16 protein-coding genes are annotated in these 13,679 nt (G+C 59.3%); 9 read left to right on the top strand and 7 right to left on the bottom strand.

The window, feature by feature from the left end:
* The first annotated feature begins 15 nt into the window (after window positions 1-15).
* The 7 genes from rpe to ACF6ZU_RS09885 all read left to right on the top strand — a co-directional run bounded on the left by rpe (window position 16) and on the right by ACF6ZU_RS09885 (window position 6,487).
* The gene (gene rpe, locus ACF6ZU_RS09915; protein WP_008035979.1) at window positions 16-690 is read left to right on the top strand and encodes a ribulose-phosphate 3-epimerase; all 675 of its coding nucleotides are present in this window, start codon (window positions 16-18) and stop codon (window positions 688-690) included.
* Complete coding sequence (locus ACF6ZU_RS09910; protein WP_392891953.1) at window positions 687-1,505, top strand: phosphoglycolate phosphatase; 819 nt, start codon at window positions 687-689, stop codon at window positions 1,503-1,505. The genes rpe and ACF6ZU_RS09910 overlap by 4 nt, the downstream gene beginning before the upstream one ends.
* A gap of 71 nt (window positions 1,506-1,576) precedes the next feature.
* Window positions 1,577-3,058, top strand: coding sequence for an anthranilate synthase component I (gene trpE, locus ACF6ZU_RS09905; protein WP_392891951.1), 1,482 nt, complete (start codon window positions 1,577-1,579; stop codon window positions 3,056-3,058).
* Between the two features lie 107 nt (window positions 3,059-3,165).
* Window positions 3,166-3,759, top strand: coding sequence for an aminodeoxychorismate/anthranilate synthase component II (locus ACF6ZU_RS09900; protein WP_150634269.1), 594 nt, complete (start codon window positions 3,166-3,168; stop codon window positions 3,757-3,759).
* A 9-nt stretch (window positions 3,760-3,768) separates the two neighbouring features.
* Complete coding sequence (trpD, locus tag ACF6ZU_RS09895; RefSeq protein ID WP_392891949.1) at window positions 3,769-4,818, top strand: anthranilate phosphoribosyltransferase; 1,050 nt, start codon at window positions 3,769-3,771, stop codon at window positions 4,816-4,818.
* Window positions 4,815-5,651, top strand: a complete 837-nt coding sequence (gene trpC, locus ACF6ZU_RS09890; protein ID WP_392891948.1) for an indole-3-glycerol phosphate synthase TrpC — start codon at window positions 4,815-4,817, stop codon at window positions 5,649-5,651. The genes trpD and trpC overlap by 4 nt, the downstream gene beginning before the upstream one ends.
* Before the next feature lie 134 nt (window positions 5,652-5,785).
* Complete coding sequence (locus ACF6ZU_RS09885; protein ID WP_392891947.1) at window positions 5,786-6,487, top strand: biotin/lipoate A/B protein ligase family protein; 702 nt, start codon at window positions 5,786-5,788, stop codon at window positions 6,485-6,487.
* Here the strand turns inward: ACF6ZU_RS09885 and crp are convergent.
* Window positions 6,484-7,131, bottom strand: coding sequence for a cAMP-activated global transcriptional regulator CRP (gene crp / locus ACF6ZU_RS09880; protein ID WP_392891945.1), 648 nt, complete (start codon window positions 7,129-7,131; stop codon window positions 6,484-6,486). The two genes, ACF6ZU_RS09885 and crp, sit on opposite strands and share 4 nt — an antisense overlap.
* 230 nt (window positions 7,132-7,361) lie before the next feature.
* On the opposite strand from crp, the gene ACF6ZU_RS09875 reads away from it, so the two are divergent.
* Both ACF6ZU_RS09875 and speD read left to right on the top strand, forming a co-directional pair.
* The gene (locus ACF6ZU_RS09875; RefSeq protein WP_008061600.1) at window positions 7,362-7,784 is read left to right on the top strand and encodes an OsmC family protein; all 423 of its coding nucleotides are present in this window, start codon (window positions 7,362-7,364) and stop codon (window positions 7,782-7,784) included.
* A 239-nt stretch (window positions 7,785-8,023) separates the two neighbouring features.
* The gene (gene speD, locus ACF6ZU_RS09870) at window positions 8,024-8,818 is read left to right on the top strand and encodes an adenosylmethionine decarboxylase (protein WP_392891943.1); all 795 of its coding nucleotides are present in this window, start codon (window positions 8,024-8,026) and stop codon (window positions 8,816-8,818) included.
* A gap of 182 nt (window positions 8,819-9,000) precedes the next feature.
* Here the strand turns inward: speD and coq7 are convergent, their stop codons facing one another.
* The 6 genes from coq7 to hemJ all read right to left on the bottom strand — a co-directional run bounded on the left by coq7 (window position 9,001) and on the right by hemJ (window position 13,612).
* Window positions 9,001-9,648 carry a 2-polyprenyl-3-methyl-6-methoxy-1,4-benzoquinone monooxygenase gene (gene coq7 / locus ACF6ZU_RS09865; protein ID WP_392891941.1) on the bottom strand — a complete coding sequence of 216 codons (648 nt, stop codon included), beginning with the start codon at window positions 9,646-9,648 and terminating at the stop codon, window positions 9,001-9,003.
* 192 nt (window positions 9,649-9,840) lie between these two features.
* Entirely contained in the window at window positions 9,841-10,179 is a 339-nt protein-coding gene (locus ACF6ZU_RS09860; protein ID WP_008027110.1) for a histidine triad nucleotide-binding protein, read from the bottom strand.
* Window positions 10,180-10,260: 81 nt separating this feature from the next.
* On the bottom strand, window positions 10,261-11,049 hold the full coding sequence (locus ACF6ZU_RS09855; RefSeq protein WP_392891939.1) for an SDR family NAD(P)-dependent oxidoreductase: 789 nt from the start codon (window positions 11,047-11,049) through the stop codon (window positions 10,261-10,263).
* 62 nt (window positions 11,050-11,111) lie between these two features.
* Window positions 11,112-12,089, bottom strand: coding sequence for a DUF805 domain-containing protein (locus tag ACF6ZU_RS09850; protein WP_392891937.1), 978 nt, complete (start codon window positions 12,087-12,089; stop codon window positions 11,112-11,114).
* 92 nt (window positions 12,090-12,181) lie between these two features.
* On the bottom strand, window positions 12,182-13,150 hold the full coding sequence (locus ACF6ZU_RS09845) for an NAD(P)H-dependent flavin oxidoreductase (protein WP_392891935.1): 969 nt from the start codon (window positions 13,148-13,150) through the stop codon (window positions 12,182-12,184).
* 33 nt (window positions 13,151-13,183) lie between these two features.
* Window positions 13,184-13,612 (bottom strand): protoporphyrinogen oxidase HemJ, encoded by a 429-nt coding sequence (hemJ, locus tag ACF6ZU_RS09840; protein WP_392891933.1) that lies wholly within the window; start codon window positions 13,610-13,612, stop codon window positions 13,184-13,186.
* Between the last annotated feature and the right edge of the window lie 67 nt (window positions 13,613-13,679).

The following is a 13,679-nucleotide window of genomic DNA, read 5'->3' as shown; positions in this document are numbered from 1 at the left end:
CAGAAAAGGTGCGTCATGCAGCCCTTCGTAATTGCTCCGTCGATTCTCTCCGCCGACTTCGCCCGCCTGGGTGAAGAAGTGGACAACGTTCTGGCCGCCGGCGCCGACTTCGTGCACTTCGATGTCATGGACAACCACTACGTGCCGAACCTGACTATCGGCCCGATGGTCTGCGCCGCGCTGCGCAAGTACGGCGTCACCGCGCCGATTGACGCGCACCTTATGGTCAGCCCGGTGGACCGCATCGTCGGTGACTTCATTGAAGCCGGCGCGACCTACATCACCTTCCACCCGGAAGCCACGCAGCACGTCGACCGCTCCCTGCAACTGATCCGCGAAGGCGGCTGCAAGTCGGGCCTGGTGTTCAACCCGGCGACCCCGCTGGACGTGCTCAAGTACGTGATGGACAAGGTCGACATGATCCTGCTGATGAGCGTCAACCCGGGCTTCGGCGGGCAGAAGTTCATCCCCGGCACCCTCGACAAGCTGCGTGAAGCGCGTGCGCTGATCGATGCGTCCGGCCGTGACATTCGCCTGGAAATCGACGGCGGTGTGAACGTGAACAACATCCGTGAAATCGCTGCCGCTGGCGCTGATACCTTCGTGGCCGGCTCGGCGATCTTCAACGCGCCGAACTACCAGGAAGTGATCGAGAAGATGCGCTCCGAACTGGCGCTGGCTCGCCCATGAGTGGCTTTGAGCAGCTGTTCCCGGGCCGCCTGCCGCGTCTGGTGATGTTCGATCTGGATGGCACGCTGGTCGATTCGGTCCCGGATCTCGCTGCGGCAGTGGACAACATGCTGCTCAAACTCGGGCGCCAGCCTGTCGGCATCGAATCGGTGCGTGACTGGGTCGGCAACGGCGTGCACATGCTGGTACGCCGGGCTCTGGCCAATCACATCGACGCCGAGGGTGTCGATGAGGTCGAGGCTGAACATGCCCTGGAACTGTTCAACGGCTTTTATGAGGACGGTCACGACCTGACGGTGGTTTACCCCGGCGTGCGTGACACCCTCAAGTGGTTGAACAAACAAGGCGTGGAGATGGCGCTGATCACCAACAAGCCGGAGCGCTTCGTCGCGCCGTTGCTGGATCAGATGAAAATCGGTCGTTATTTCAAGTGGATCATCGGTGGAGACACCCTGCCACAAAAGAAACCCGACCCTGCCGCGCTGTTTTTCGTGATGAAAATGGCCAACATTCCTGCGTCGCAATCGTTGTTCGTCGGCGATTCGCGCAGCGATGTGCTGGCGGCGAAGGCGGCCGGGGTCAAATGCGTGGCCCTCAGTTACGGCTACAACCATGGTCGGCCGATAGCCGAAGAGTCGCCGGCACTGGTCATCGACGACCTGCGCAAGCTAATTCCCGGTTGCCTGGATCCGGCCGCTGGGATAACGTTGGCCGACGCTGTTCAACCCCCTTCTGGAAACGCCATCGTGGTGGTCACTCGCAAACTCTGGATGAAAGTCATCAAGGCCCTGGCCCGCTGGCGTTGGCGCGCCTGACTTTTTCCTGGCCGGTCTCCCGGCGCGTTTGCATACCTGACTGTTAGCACCTCAAGCCTCGAGGCTACCCCATGATCCGCGAAGAATTCCTGCGTTTGGCCGCTGCCGGCTATAACCGCATCCCGCTTGCCTGCGAAACCCTGGCTGACTTCGACACGCCGCTGTCGATCTACCTGAAACTGGCCGACGAACCCAACTCCTATCTGCTCGAATCCGTTCAGGGCGGGGAGAAGTGGGGCCGTTACTCGATCATCGGCCTGCCGTGCCGCACCGTGCTGCGGGTTCATGACCATCACGTCAGCGTGACCCATGACGGCATCGAAATCGAAAGCCATGACGTGGAAGATCCGCTGGCGTTCGTCGAAGCGTTCAAAGCCCGTTACAACGTTCCGACCATTCCCGGCCTGCCGCGCTTCAACGGTGGCCTGGTGGGTTACTTCGGTTACGACTGCGTGCGTTATGTGGAGAAGCGCCTGGGCAAGTGCCCGAATCCGGATCCACTGGGCGTGCCGGACATTCTGCTGATGGTGTCCGACGCCGTGGTGGTGTTCGACAACCTCGCCGGCAAGATGCACGCGATCGTCTTGGCCGACCCGGCGCAGGAAGACGCCTTCGAGCAAGGCCGCGCCCGCCTGGAAGAACTGCTGGAAAAACTTCGCCAGCCGATCACCCCGCGGCGTGGCCTGGATTTCAGCAAGCAACAGTCAGCTGATCCGGTGTTCCGCTCCAGTTTCACCCAAAACGATTACGAAAAAGCCGTCGACACCATCAAGGAATACATCCTGGCCGGTGACTGCATGCAGGTCGTGCCGTCCCAGCGCATGTCGATCGACTTCAAGGCGGCACCGATCGATCTGTACCGCGCGCTGCGTTGCTTCAACCCGACGCCTTACATGTACTTCTTCAACTTCGGCGATTTCCACGTCGTCGGCAGTTCGCCGGAAGTGCTGGTGCGGGTCGAAGACAACCTGATCACCGTCCGCCCGATTGCCGGCACGCGCCCGCGCGGCGCGAACGAGGAAGCGGACGTGGCGCTGGAAAAAGACCTGCTGTCCGACGACAAGGAAATCGCCGAGCACTTGATGCTGATCGACCTGGGTCGTAACGACACCGGTCGCGTATCGGAGATCGGTTCGGTGAAACTCACCGAGAAAATGGTCATCGAGCGTTATTCCAACGTGATGCACATTGTTTCCAACGTCACCGGGCAACTGAAGGCCGGGCTGACGGCGATGGACGCACTGCGGGCCATCCTGCCGGCGGGCACCTTGTCCGGCGCACCGAAGATTCGCGCGATGGAAATCATCGACGAACTGGAACCGGTCAAGCGTGGCGTCTACGGCGGCGCGGTCGGTTACTTCGCCTGGAACGGCAACATGGATACCGCGATCGCCATTCGCACCGCGGTGATCAAGAACGGTGAACTGCACGTGCAGGCCGGTGGCGGCATCGTTGCCGACTCGGTGCCGGCGCTGGAATGGGAAGAAACCCTGAACAAGCGTCGCGCCATGTTCCGTGCAGTCGCCCTGGCTGAACAAACCCCGGAAAGCTGACCGAACCACGTGACCCGTATGCCATGTCGCTTCGGCTGACAAAGCGCTGCGGGTCGCTCATTCGAAGGCAGCCCTTATAGTCCGTGAATTCAAGAGGTTCTTTAGCCATGTTGCTGATGATCGATAACTACGACTCTTTTACCTACAACGTTGTGCAATACCTGGGTGAGCTCGGCGCCGAGGTCAAGGTCGTGCGCAACGATGAGCTCACCATCGCCGAAATCGAAGCCCTCAACCCGGAGCGGATCGTCGTGTCCCCGGGCCCTTGCACGCCGACTGAAGCGGGCGTGTCGATCGATGTGATCAAGCATTTTGGCGGCAAATTGCCGATTCTCGGCGTGTGCCTGGGCCATCAGTCCATCGGCCAGGCCTTCGGCGGCGATGTGGTTCGCGCCCGCCAGGTGATGCACGGCAAGACCAGCCCGGTGTTCCATGAAGACAAGGGTGTGTTCGAAGGCCTGAACCATCCGCTGACAGTGACGCGCTATCACTCGTTGATCGTGAAGCGCGAAACGCTGCCGGATTGCCTGGAACTGACTGCCTGGACCCAGCTTGAAGACGGTTCGGTCGACGAGATCATGGGCCTGCGCCACAAGACGCTGAACATCGAAGGTGTGCAATTCCACCCTGAGTCTATCCTGACCGAACAGGGCCACGAGTTGTTCGCCAACTTCCTCAAACAAACCGGCGGCACGCGCTAAGGACTTTCCATGAATATCAAGACAGCCCTGGGCCGTATCGTCGATCAACTCGACCTCAGCACCGAAGAAATGCGCGATGTGATGCGCGAAATCATGACCGGGCAATGCACGGATGCGCAGATCGGCGCGTTCATGATGGCCATGCGCATGAAGAGCGAGAGCATCGACGAGATCGTCGGCGCGGTGTCGGTCATGCGCGAGCTGGCGGACAAGGTCGAGCTGAAGACCCTTGACGGCGTGGTCGATGTGGTCGGCACCGGCGGTGATGGAGCGAACATCTTCAACGTTTCGACGGCGTCTTCCTTTGTAGTCGCCGCCGCCGGTTGCACCGTGGCCAAGCACGGCAACCGTGCCGTGTCGGGTAAAAGCGGCAGTGCCGATCTGCTGGAGGCGGCGGGCATCTACCTGAACCTGACTCCGGTTCAAGTGGCGCGCTGCATCGACAACGTCGGCATCGGTTTCATGTTTGCCCAGACCCATCACAAAGCCATGAAATACGCCGCTGGTCCGCGCAAGGATCTCGGCCTGCGCACGCTGTTCAACATGCTCGGCCCGCTTACGAATCCGGCCGGTGTGAAGCATCAGGTGGTGGGCGTGTTCAGCCAGGCGTTGTGCCGGCCATTGGCCGAAGTCTTGCAGCGACTGGGCAGCAAGCACGTGCTGGTGGTGCATTCGAAGGATGGCCTCGACGAGTTCAGCCTGGCCGCACCGACCTTCGTGGCGGAATTGAAGAATGACCAGGTCACCGAATATTGGGTCGAGCCGGAAGACCTGGGCATGAAGAGCCAGAGCCTGCACGGCCTCTCGGTGGAAAGCCCGGCCGCGTCCCTGGAATTGATTCGCGATGCCCTCGGCAAGCGCAAGACCGAGAACGGTCAGAAAGCCGCCGAGATGATCGTGCTCAATGCCGGTGCGGCACTTTACGCCGCCGATCTGGCAACCAGTTTGAAAGAAGGCGTTGCCCTGGCGCACGATGCGCTGCACACAGGCCTCGCTCGGGAAAAACTTGAGGAGTTGGGTGCATTTACCGCGGTATTCAAAGTGGAGAATGAGGGATGAGTGTACCGACGGTTCTGGAAAACATTCTGGCGCGCAAGGTCCAGGAAGTCGCCGAGCGTAGCGCTCGTGTGAGCCTGGCCGAGCTGGAAAGTCTGGCCAAGGCGGCCGATGCACCCCGTGGTTTTGCCAAGGCACTGCTGGCGCAGGCCAAGCTGAAGCAGCCAGCGGTGATTGCTGAAATCAAGAAAGCTTCGCCGAGCAAAGGCGTGATCCGCGAAAATTTCGTGCCTGCCGACATCGCGAGAAGCTACGAGAAAGGCGGCGCGACCTGCCTGTCGGTGCTGACCGATATCGATTATTTCCAGGGCGCTGATGAGTATCTGCAGCAGGCCCGGGCGGCGTGCAAACTGCCGGTGATCCGCAAGGATTTCATGATCGATCCGTACCAGATCGTCGAAGCCCGTGCGTTGGGTGCGGATTGCGTGCTGTTGATCGTCTCTGCGCTGGATGACGTGAAAATGGCCGAGCTGGCGGCGGTCGCCAAAAGCGTCGGTCTCGATGTGCTGGTGGAAGTCCACGATGGCGATGAGCTGGAGCGGGCCTTGAAAACCCTCGACACACCGCTGGTCGGCGTGAACAACCGCAATCTGCACACCTTCGACGTCAGCCTCGAAACCACGCTGGATCTGTTGCCTCGGATTCCGCGGGATCGCCTGGTGATCACCGAAAGCGGCATCCTCAATCGGGCCGATGTCGAGCTGATGGAAATCAGCGACGTGTATGCGTTCCTGGTTGGCGAAGCGTTCATGCGCGCTGAAAGTCCGGGCACTGAGCTGCAGCGTCTGTTCTTTCCTGAGCGTGGTGTTGCTGTCAGCGGTTCGACTCTGGACTGAACATTCAAAGATTGAGTCGACACTATCGCGAGCAGGCTCGCTCCTACAGGTTTGGTGTGATCCATGTAGGAGCGAGCCTGCTCGCGATGGCGGCATAAGAAGCACCACAGACTGACCGTCCTATGGAAGACCTTATGACCTCTCCTGTTTCCTTGACCATCGAAGCGGGCCTGCAAGCCGAACAGGATTTGCTGGCCTCAGTCTGCACCGGCGATTCGGAGTTTGCTCTGCTGTTCTGGCAGCCAAACGACAAAGCACTGGTCATGCCACGCCGCCTGAACCGCCTGCCCGGTTTCGAAGCCGCCAGCGAAGTCTCGGCCGCAGCAGGCTGGCCAGTTCTCTTGCGTGAAACCGGCGGTGAACCCGTGCCGCAATCCGCTTCAACCATCAACATCGCACTGGTCTACGCGCCACCCCGTAGCGAAGGCGATCAAAACCGCATCGAAACCGCCTATCGCCGACTGTGCGATCCGATCTGTCAGTTGCTGGATGAATTGGGCGGTGTTTCGTCCCTGGGCGAAGTTGACGGCGCATTCTGCGATGGCCGTTTCAACGTCAACCTCGATGGCCGCAAGATGGTCGGCACCGCTCAACGCTGGCGCCAGAGCAAGGGCGGTTCGCGTCCGGTCGGGTTAGTGCATGGTGCGTTGCTGCTGGATAACGAGCGCGAATCGATGGTCGCGGCGGTCAATCGTTTCAATGAGGCGTGCGGTCTGGAACAACGGGTTCGTGCCGAGAGCCACATCGCCTTGCACGAAAAGTTTGCGGCACCCGATGCACTGGCGCGGCTCGACGCGCTCTATCGCCAGTTGCTGGCAGACATGTTCAGCGCTTAGCGCGTACCGAAGACCACCATGGTCTTGCCTTTCACATCCACCAGGTTGCGTTCTTCCAGATCCTTGAGGACGCGGCCGACCATCTCCCGGGAACACCCGACGATGCGCCCGATTTCCTGACGGGTCACCTTGATCTGCATGCCGTCGGGGTGGGTCATGGCGTCTGGCTGCTTGCACAGTTCCAGCAGGCAGCGGGCAACGCGGCCGGTGACATCGAAAAACGCCAGGTCACCAACTTTGCGTGTCGTGTTGCGCAGGCGCTGTGCGATTTGTCCGCTGAGCACGTAAAGAATGTCTGGATCTTGCTGGGACAACTCGCGGAATTTCGCGTAGCTGATTTCCGCGACTTCACACTCGATCTTGGCGCGCACCCAGGCGCTGCGTTGCTGTTCCAGTCCGGCCTGTTCAAACAGGCCCAGCTCCCCGAAAAAATCTCCGGCATTCAGATAGGCAATGATCATTTCACGGCCGTCGTCATCCTCGATCAGGATGGTGACCGAGCCTTTGATGATGAAGAACAGTGTCTCCGAGCGGTCGCCGGCGCAAATGATGTTGCTCTTGGCCGTGTAGCGACGGCGCTGGCAATGCATCAGCAGCTTGTCGAGGTTCTTGATTCTGGGTGTAGGGGGGGTAATAGCAACCATGGTTGTATCCCGAAAAGACTGCACGGTGTATTTGGTTTTTTTATGCGGCGCTGGGGCTGTTGCGAAGCTGGCTATGCGCCAGCGAATTGGCGCCAGCTTAACAGACACTTCCTGCAATATTCGAGCATTTACCTACAAGGTGGACGGTTATGTCCTAGGAAGGGAGCGCTGTCAATCAAGGGCCCTGTGCTAAGCTGGCGACCCTTTTTTTAGACAGTGGAGTCTTGGCGATGAAGGCACGCATCCAATGGGCTGGCGAAGCCATGTTCCTCGGCGAATCCGGCAGCGGTCATGTCGTGGTCATGGACGGGCCGCCCGATGCCGGTGGTCGTAACCTGGGTGTCCGGCCGATGGAAATGCTCCTGCTGGGCGTTGGCGGTTGCAGCAATTTCGATGTGGTCAGCATTCTCAAGAAGTCGCGTCAGGCAGTTGAAAGCTGCGAAGCCTTCCTCGAAGCCGAACGCGCGACCGAAGACCCGAAAGTCTTCACCAAGATCCACATGCACTTCGTGGTCAAGGGCCGCGGGCTGAAAGAAGCCCAGGTCAAACGTGCCATCGAGCTGTCTGCCGAGAAGTATTGCTCGGCGTCGATCATGCTCGGCGCGGCAGGTGTAGAGATTACCCACGACTACGAGATCATCGAACTCGGTTGAGTCGACATTCAACTATCATAAAAGCAGTGCAGACTCTGGCGATCCCAAGCTGACGTCTGCATAATGCGCCACTTTTTTCAGGGTAGTGGTCCGTCAGCCGACAGGCCGCTCGCCCGAACAGACAACCAAAATCGCCATCGCGAAGAGGTGTTAACCGTCCTACGCAGGTGCGTCGTTCGCATCTGACGGGCATGCTTGATCACGCGGCCCGGGCCGCAATACATAGAGAGTTTTTAACGGTGAAAAGCAAACTCAAGCTCCACGGGTTCAATAACCTGACAAAGACCTTGAGCTTCAACATCTATGACATCTGCTACGCGGAAACCCCGCAAGACCAGCAGGCTTACGTCGAGTACATCAATGAAGAGTACAACGCGAAACGCCTGACGCAGATCCTCACGGAAGTTGTCGATATCATTGGTGCCAATATCCTGAACATCGCCAGTCAGGACTACGACCCACAAGGCGCCAGCGTCACGATTCTGATTTCGGAAGAGCCAGTGACCCCGACCGAAAGCCAGATCGAAGAATCCCCGGGCCCGTTGCCTGAAATTATTCTGGCCCACCTCGACAAGAGCCACATCACGGTGCACACCTACCCGGAAATCCATCCGGACGACGGCATTGCGACCTTCCGTGTGGACATTGACGTGTCGACCTGTGGTGTCATTTCACCGCTTAAAGCGCTCAACTTCCTGATTCACCAGTTCGATTCGGACATCGTGACCGTGGATTACCGTGTGCGCGGCTTCACCCGTGACGTTGAAGGCAACAAGCATTTCATCGATCACGAGATCAATTCGATCCAGAACTACCTGTCCGAAGACACCCGCGACGCGTACCAGATGACCGACGTGAACGTGTACCAGGAAAACCTGTTCCACACCAAAATGCTGTTGAAGAACTTCGAACTGGATAACTACCTGTTCGGCGACGCTACCAACAACCTGTCCCCGGAGCAGCGTGCTCAGGTGACCGATCGTGTGAAACACGAAATGCTCGAAATCTTCTACGCGCGCAATATGCCGACCTAAGATTCTCGAAGGCACAAAAAAGGCGACTCCCTCACGGCAGTCGCCTTTTTTATTGTGGTTTCACAATCCACTGTAGGAGCGAGCCTGCTCGCGATGAACGTTAACGATTACGCGTAATTCCTGAATCAACGCGTCGCGTATGAGTCCATCGCGAGCAGGCTCGCTCCCACAGGAAGCTGGAATCAGATCCGGTATGTACTCTTGGTCATCACCTTGGCCATCAAGCTCATCCCGAACTTCACCGGTGCCGGAAAACGAAAACCCCCGGCCTCCAGAGCACTTTCAGCATGGTGCTCTTCATCAATCCGCATCTGCTCAAGAATCGCCCGGGATTTTTCGTCCTCGGCCGGCAGTTGCTCGAGGTGTTCATTCAGGTGCTTGCACACCTGATCCTCGGTCGCAGCAACAAAACCCAGGCTGACTTTATCGCTGATCAACCCGGCCACCGCACCAATCCCGAAGGACATACCGTAGAACAACGGATTGAGAATGCTGGTGTGACTGCCCAATTGCTTGATGCGTTGTTCGCACCAGACCAGGTGGTCGATTTCTTCTTCCGCGGCATGTTCCATGGCCGCACGCACCTGCGGCAGCTTCGCGGTCAGGGCCTGGCCCTGATACAGCGCCTGGGCGCAGACTTCGCCGGTATGGTTGATGCGCATCAGACCGGCAACGTGCCGGGTGTCTTCATCGCTCATTTGCGCTTCCGGCTGCACGATCGCAGGGGATGGACGGTACGGCTGGCCGCTGAAAGGCAGCAGGGTACGCATCGCGGCATCGGCTTGCAGCAGAAGACGGTCAATCGGCGAGTAGTGACGTTGGGTAGTCATGCTGACCTCCGGGAAGAATCTCGGCGGCCAGTTTAACCCAATCGGCCGGGGAAGGTTTGCGCTGGGTCATTGCGACGCAGGAAGCATCTGTAGGAACCGGCTTGCCGGCGATAGCGGCGGATCAGTCGACACATCCATCGCTTGAAAGGACGCCGTGCCGGCAAGCCGGCTCCTACACGGGTAGGGTATGAATCAGCCCGGCGGCCAGTGCATCTGGCGCTGACCCAGCACGTGCATATGAATGTGGTAGACCGTCTGCCCACCTTCTTCATTGCAGTTCATGACAACACGAAAGCCTTTTTCGCAGCCCAGTTCCAGTGCCAGGCGCTGAGCCGTGAACAGAATATGCCCGGCCAATGCCTTGTCGTCCTCGGTGAGGTCGTTCAGGGTGCGCACCGGTTTTTTCGGGATCACCAGAAAATGCACCGGGGCCTGTGGGGCGATGTCGTGGAAGGCCAGAACCTGGTCGTCCTCGTAGATGATCTTCGCCGGGATTTCCCGGTTGATGATCTTGGTGAACAGAGTATCCACAGCTGTTTTCTCCGTTGTTTGGGCTGGCTTGAGTGTACTCAGGGGGAGTGCACCCGCCCAGTGTTTTGCCGTAGGGCGCTTTCAGCGCGGGCAGTAAGCCTTGTTGACCATGCCTGCGATTGTCCGGTTCAGCCAGCGTGAACCGAGCCGTGGCATGAAGGCGAACCAGCGATTGCGCCGACCGGGAATAATGATTGCGCGGTTTTTCTCCAGCGCCCGCACGGTGTAGAGCGCCACTTCCTCGGGGCTCATCAGCAGTTTGCTGTCGGCCAGTTTGACCGTGTCCAGTTGTGCGGTGCGGAAGAACGCCGTGCGCGTCGGGCCGGGGCAAAGCACCGACACCTTGACTGCGCATTTCTTCAATTCAACCCGCAGCCCTTCGGAGAAGTGCAGCACATACGCCTTGCTGGCGTAGTAAGTGCTCATCCAGGGGCCGGGATTGAAAGCTGCGACCGACGCGACATTCAAAATCTGCCCGCCACCCTGCAAGGCCATGCTGTTGCCGATGGCGTGGCACAAGCGGGTGAGGGCAAGGATGTTCACTTCGATCAGGTCTTGTTCGGTCATCCAGTCCTGCGCCAGGAACGGGCCGCAGGTGCCGATGCCGGCGCAGTTCACCAGCAAGTCGATGTGCCGGTCACCTTCCTCCAGTTCCAGCAAAAAGCCAGACAACCGCAGCGGTTCGCCGAGGTCGCAGGCGCGGAACAGCACTTCCACGCCAAACCGTTGGGTCAGTTCAATCGCAATGCTTTCCAGCTGATCACGCTGTCGGGCCACCAGAATCAGGCTGCGGCCGCGGCGAGCCAGCGCTTCGGCCATCGCCAGGCCGATGCCACTGGAAGCGCCAGTGATCAGAGCGTAACGGGTCATGCAGTTCTCCATCGCAACAGCTCCGCGCCGGCGACGCAGGTGTCACGGGCGGGGAGCGCTGTTCATTCTTTCGCAGAGTCTACAGGGGCCGAGGCTTCTTCGGCTTCATCGTCTGCGGAATCCGGCACTTGTTCAGCTTCTTCTGACGGCTCGACTTCCACTTCGTCGGTGGTCACCGAACCGCTGTCGTAGCTGGTTTCGGCAGCGGTTTCGTACTCTTGCTGGATCGCGCTGAAGCCACCGGCGATTGCACCAATGAACACGACGGCAATGAACACGACCCACAACGAAGAGAGCACTTTGACTGCGGTGCTGTTCGGCGGCGGTGGCGGGCCATAGCGATTGGCGACGTTGCTGCCCGGGACGCACATGATCACGAACGGGAAGAAACTGCCTACGAACGGCACGAGGTTCAGCAGCCACAGCCAGCCGGACCAGCCAATGTCGTGCAGGCGTTGAACGCTGATCTGAATGCTGACCACCGCAATGGCGACACCCAGAATGATTGCCAACAAGCCTCCGACAATCAGGCCTGCGGTGGAGTCGCTGTTGATCAGGCCGATAGCAAAAATCGCGGCAACCGAGCCGATGCCCAGCATGACCAGCGTCAGGACCATGGTCCACGCCAGATAGCGCAATCGGCCAATACGCCCGGTTACGCCGAACGGTTTGAGCGTAGCGAACTGCGGCAGGTTTTCGCCAACGGTGGCCCGGGGTGGCGCATACGGGGACTCGGGGTCTGCAAATACCGGTTGGCTGCTGGCGGGAGCGTGGTGATGAGCGTCGGCCAGGCTCAGCTCAATCAAAGGTTCGGCTTCGATACGGGCATTGATGCCGGTTTTTGTCAGCGCCTGAAGATAGGTTTGCGCCTCCGGCTGCGACAGGCCTTGCTTGAGCGTGACCGTCTGCCCGCTGAACAGCCGCTCCACAGCCGCTACTTCGCTTTTGTACAGCGCCGCCAGATTGAGCTTGGCAGTGGTGATATCGACACCCGGCAGCAGTGTGCCGTCGAATACGATGTTGAAACGGTTGTCGCTCATTGCGAGGCATCCTTGTCGCGAGTGTTTGAGTGGTGGGGGTGTTGCGAGCGGAAGTGTAAGGCCTGTCGGGGATGACAGGCCAAGCTTTCCTGTCAGCGCGGCCAGCGTTTCGGCAGTTGCGCTGCCAGTTCCAGGGCCTTGCGGTATTCAGCGTCCAGTCGGGCGACCAGTTGATCCACGCTCGGCAGATCATCGATCTCGCCGACGCCCTGACCGGCGGACCAAACGGTTTTCCAGGCCTTGGCTTCATCGCTCAACGGTTTGAGCTTGGAGCCGAAATTGACCTCACCCTTGTTTTGCAGCGCCGCCATGTCGAAACCGGCCGCTTCCAGGCTCTGGCGCATGAAGCTCGCCGGTACGCCCGACACCGCTGGGGTATGAATGATGTCTGCCGCTCTGGAAGTCAGCAGCATCTCTTTGTAGGCCGCGGGCGCATGACTTTCGGTGGTGCCGATGAATCGCGTACCGAAGTAGGCGAGGTCTGCACCGAGCAATTGCGCAGCGAGAATCTCGTGACCGTGGTTCAGGCAGCCGGCCAGCAGCAGGGTCTTGTCGAAGAACTGGCGGATTTCGGCGATCAGCGAGAACGGGCTCCAGGTGCCGGCGTGTCCACCGGCCCCGGCGGCCACGGCGATCAGGCCATCGACACCCGCTTCAGCCGCTTTCTCGGCATGGCGGCGAGTGGTCACGTCATGGAACACCAGACCGCCATAACTGTGAACGGCATCGACCAGTTCTTTCACGGCGCCAAGGCTGGTGATCACGATCGGTACTTTATGCTCGATGCAGATGTCCAGATCCGCTTGTAGTCGCGGGTTGCTGTTGTGGACGATCAGGTTCACCGCGTACGGCGCCGGGTTCTCCAGTGTCGCCAACCCTGCCTCGATCTCTTCCAGCCAGGCCTTGAAGCCGCTGCTTTCGCGCTGGTTCAGTGCGGGAAAGCTGCCCACCACGCCATTGCGGCAGCAGGCGAGCACCAGTTGCGGGTTGGAAATCAGAAACATCGGCGCCGCCACGACGGGCAAACGCAAACGTTGTTCGAGCAAAGCGGGCAGCGACATTGGAAGTACCCCGGTGATTGGTGCCGATTGAAGTTAGAACGGCCGAACGACAACCAGAATTACGATAGCCAGCAATATCAGAACCGGCACTTCATTGAACCAGCGATAAAAGACATGGCTGCGGGTGTTCTCGCCACGGGCAAAACGTTTTACCTGCGCGCCGCACATGTGGTGATAGCCGATCAGGATGACCACCAGGGTCAGCTTGGCGTGGATCCACGCGCCCTGGCTGAAGATGCTCGGGTTGAGGTAGATCAGCGCAATACCGAAGATCAGTGTGGCGATCATCGCCGGGCCCATGATGCCGCGGTACAACTTGCGCTCCATGAGACTGAAGCGTTCCTTGCTGACGGTGTCTTCGCTTTGAGCGTGATAGACGAACAGGCGCGGCAGGTAGAACAGGCCGGCAAACCAGCAGACCATGCTGATGATGTGAAGCGCTTTGAGCCACAGATAAAGCATTTTTAGTTATTCCCAGGTTCACGGTAGCCCGAATAGTAGAGGCTTGAGGCTCCGCACGTCACCTTGA

This window comes from Pseudomonas migulae, assembly GCF_043225285.1.
Taxonomy (GTDB): Bacteria; Pseudomonadota; Gammaproteobacteria; order Pseudomonadales; family Pseudomonadaceae; genus Aquipseudomonas; species Aquipseudomonas migulae_C.
Note: the sequence above shows the minus strand (reverse complement) of the source record. Positions and strands in the feature narration are given on the sequence as shown.

Bases quoted from the DNA above. Each gene is read 5' to 3' on its own strand.
- ACF6ZU_RS09900 (WP_150634269.1), top strand. From the start codon at position 3,166: ATGTTGCTGATGATCGATAACTACGACTCTTTTACCTACAACGTTGTG.
- ACF6ZU_RS09850 (WP_392891937.1), bottom strand. From the start codon at position 12,089: ATGAGCGACAACCGTTTCAACATCGTATTCGACGGCACACTGCTGCCG.
- crp (WP_392891945.1), bottom strand. From the start codon at position 7,131: ATGGTTGCTATTACCCCCCCTACACCCAGAATCAAGAACCTCGACAAG.
- ACF6ZU_RS09845 (WP_392891935.1), bottom strand. From the start codon at position 13,150: ATGTCGCTGCCCGCTTTGCTCGAACAACGTTTGCGTTTGCCCGTCGTG.
- ACF6ZU_RS09910 (WP_392891953.1), top strand. From the start codon at position 687: ATGAGTGGCTTTGAGCAGCTGTTCCCGGGCCGCCTGCCGCGTCTGGTG.
- rpe (WP_008035979.1), top strand. From the start codon at position 16: ATGCAGCCCTTCGTAATTGCTCCGTCGATTCTCTCCGCCGACTTCGCC.
- hemJ (WP_392891933.1), bottom strand. From the start codon at position 13,612: ATGCTTTATCTGTGGCTCAAAGCGCTTCACATCATCAGCATGGTCTGC.
- trpD (WP_392891949.1), top strand. From the start codon at position 3,769: ATGAATATCAAGACAGCCCTGGGCCGTATCGTCGATCAACTCGACCTC.
- trpC (WP_392891948.1), top strand. From the start codon at position 4,815: ATGAGTGTACCGACGGTTCTGGAAAACATTCTGGCGCGCAAGGTCCAG.
- trpE (WP_392891951.1), top strand. From the start codon at position 1,577: ATGATCCGCGAAGAATTCCTGCGTTTGGCCGCTGCCGGCTATAACCGC.
- ACF6ZU_RS09885 (WP_392891947.1), top strand. From the start codon at position 5,786: ATGACCTCTCCTGTTTCCTTGACCATCGAAGCGGGCCTGCAAGCCGAA.
- coq7 (WP_392891941.1), bottom strand. From the start codon at position 9,648: ATGACTACCCAACGTCACTACTCGCCGATTGACCGTCTTCTGCTGCAA.
- ACF6ZU_RS09875 (WP_008061600.1), top strand. From the start codon at position 7,362: ATGAAGGCACGCATCCAATGGGCTGGCGAAGCCATGTTCCTCGGCGAA.
- ACF6ZU_RS09855 (WP_392891939.1), bottom strand. From the start codon at position 11,049: ATGACCCGTTACGCTCTGATCACTGGCGCTTCCAGTGGCATCGGCCTG.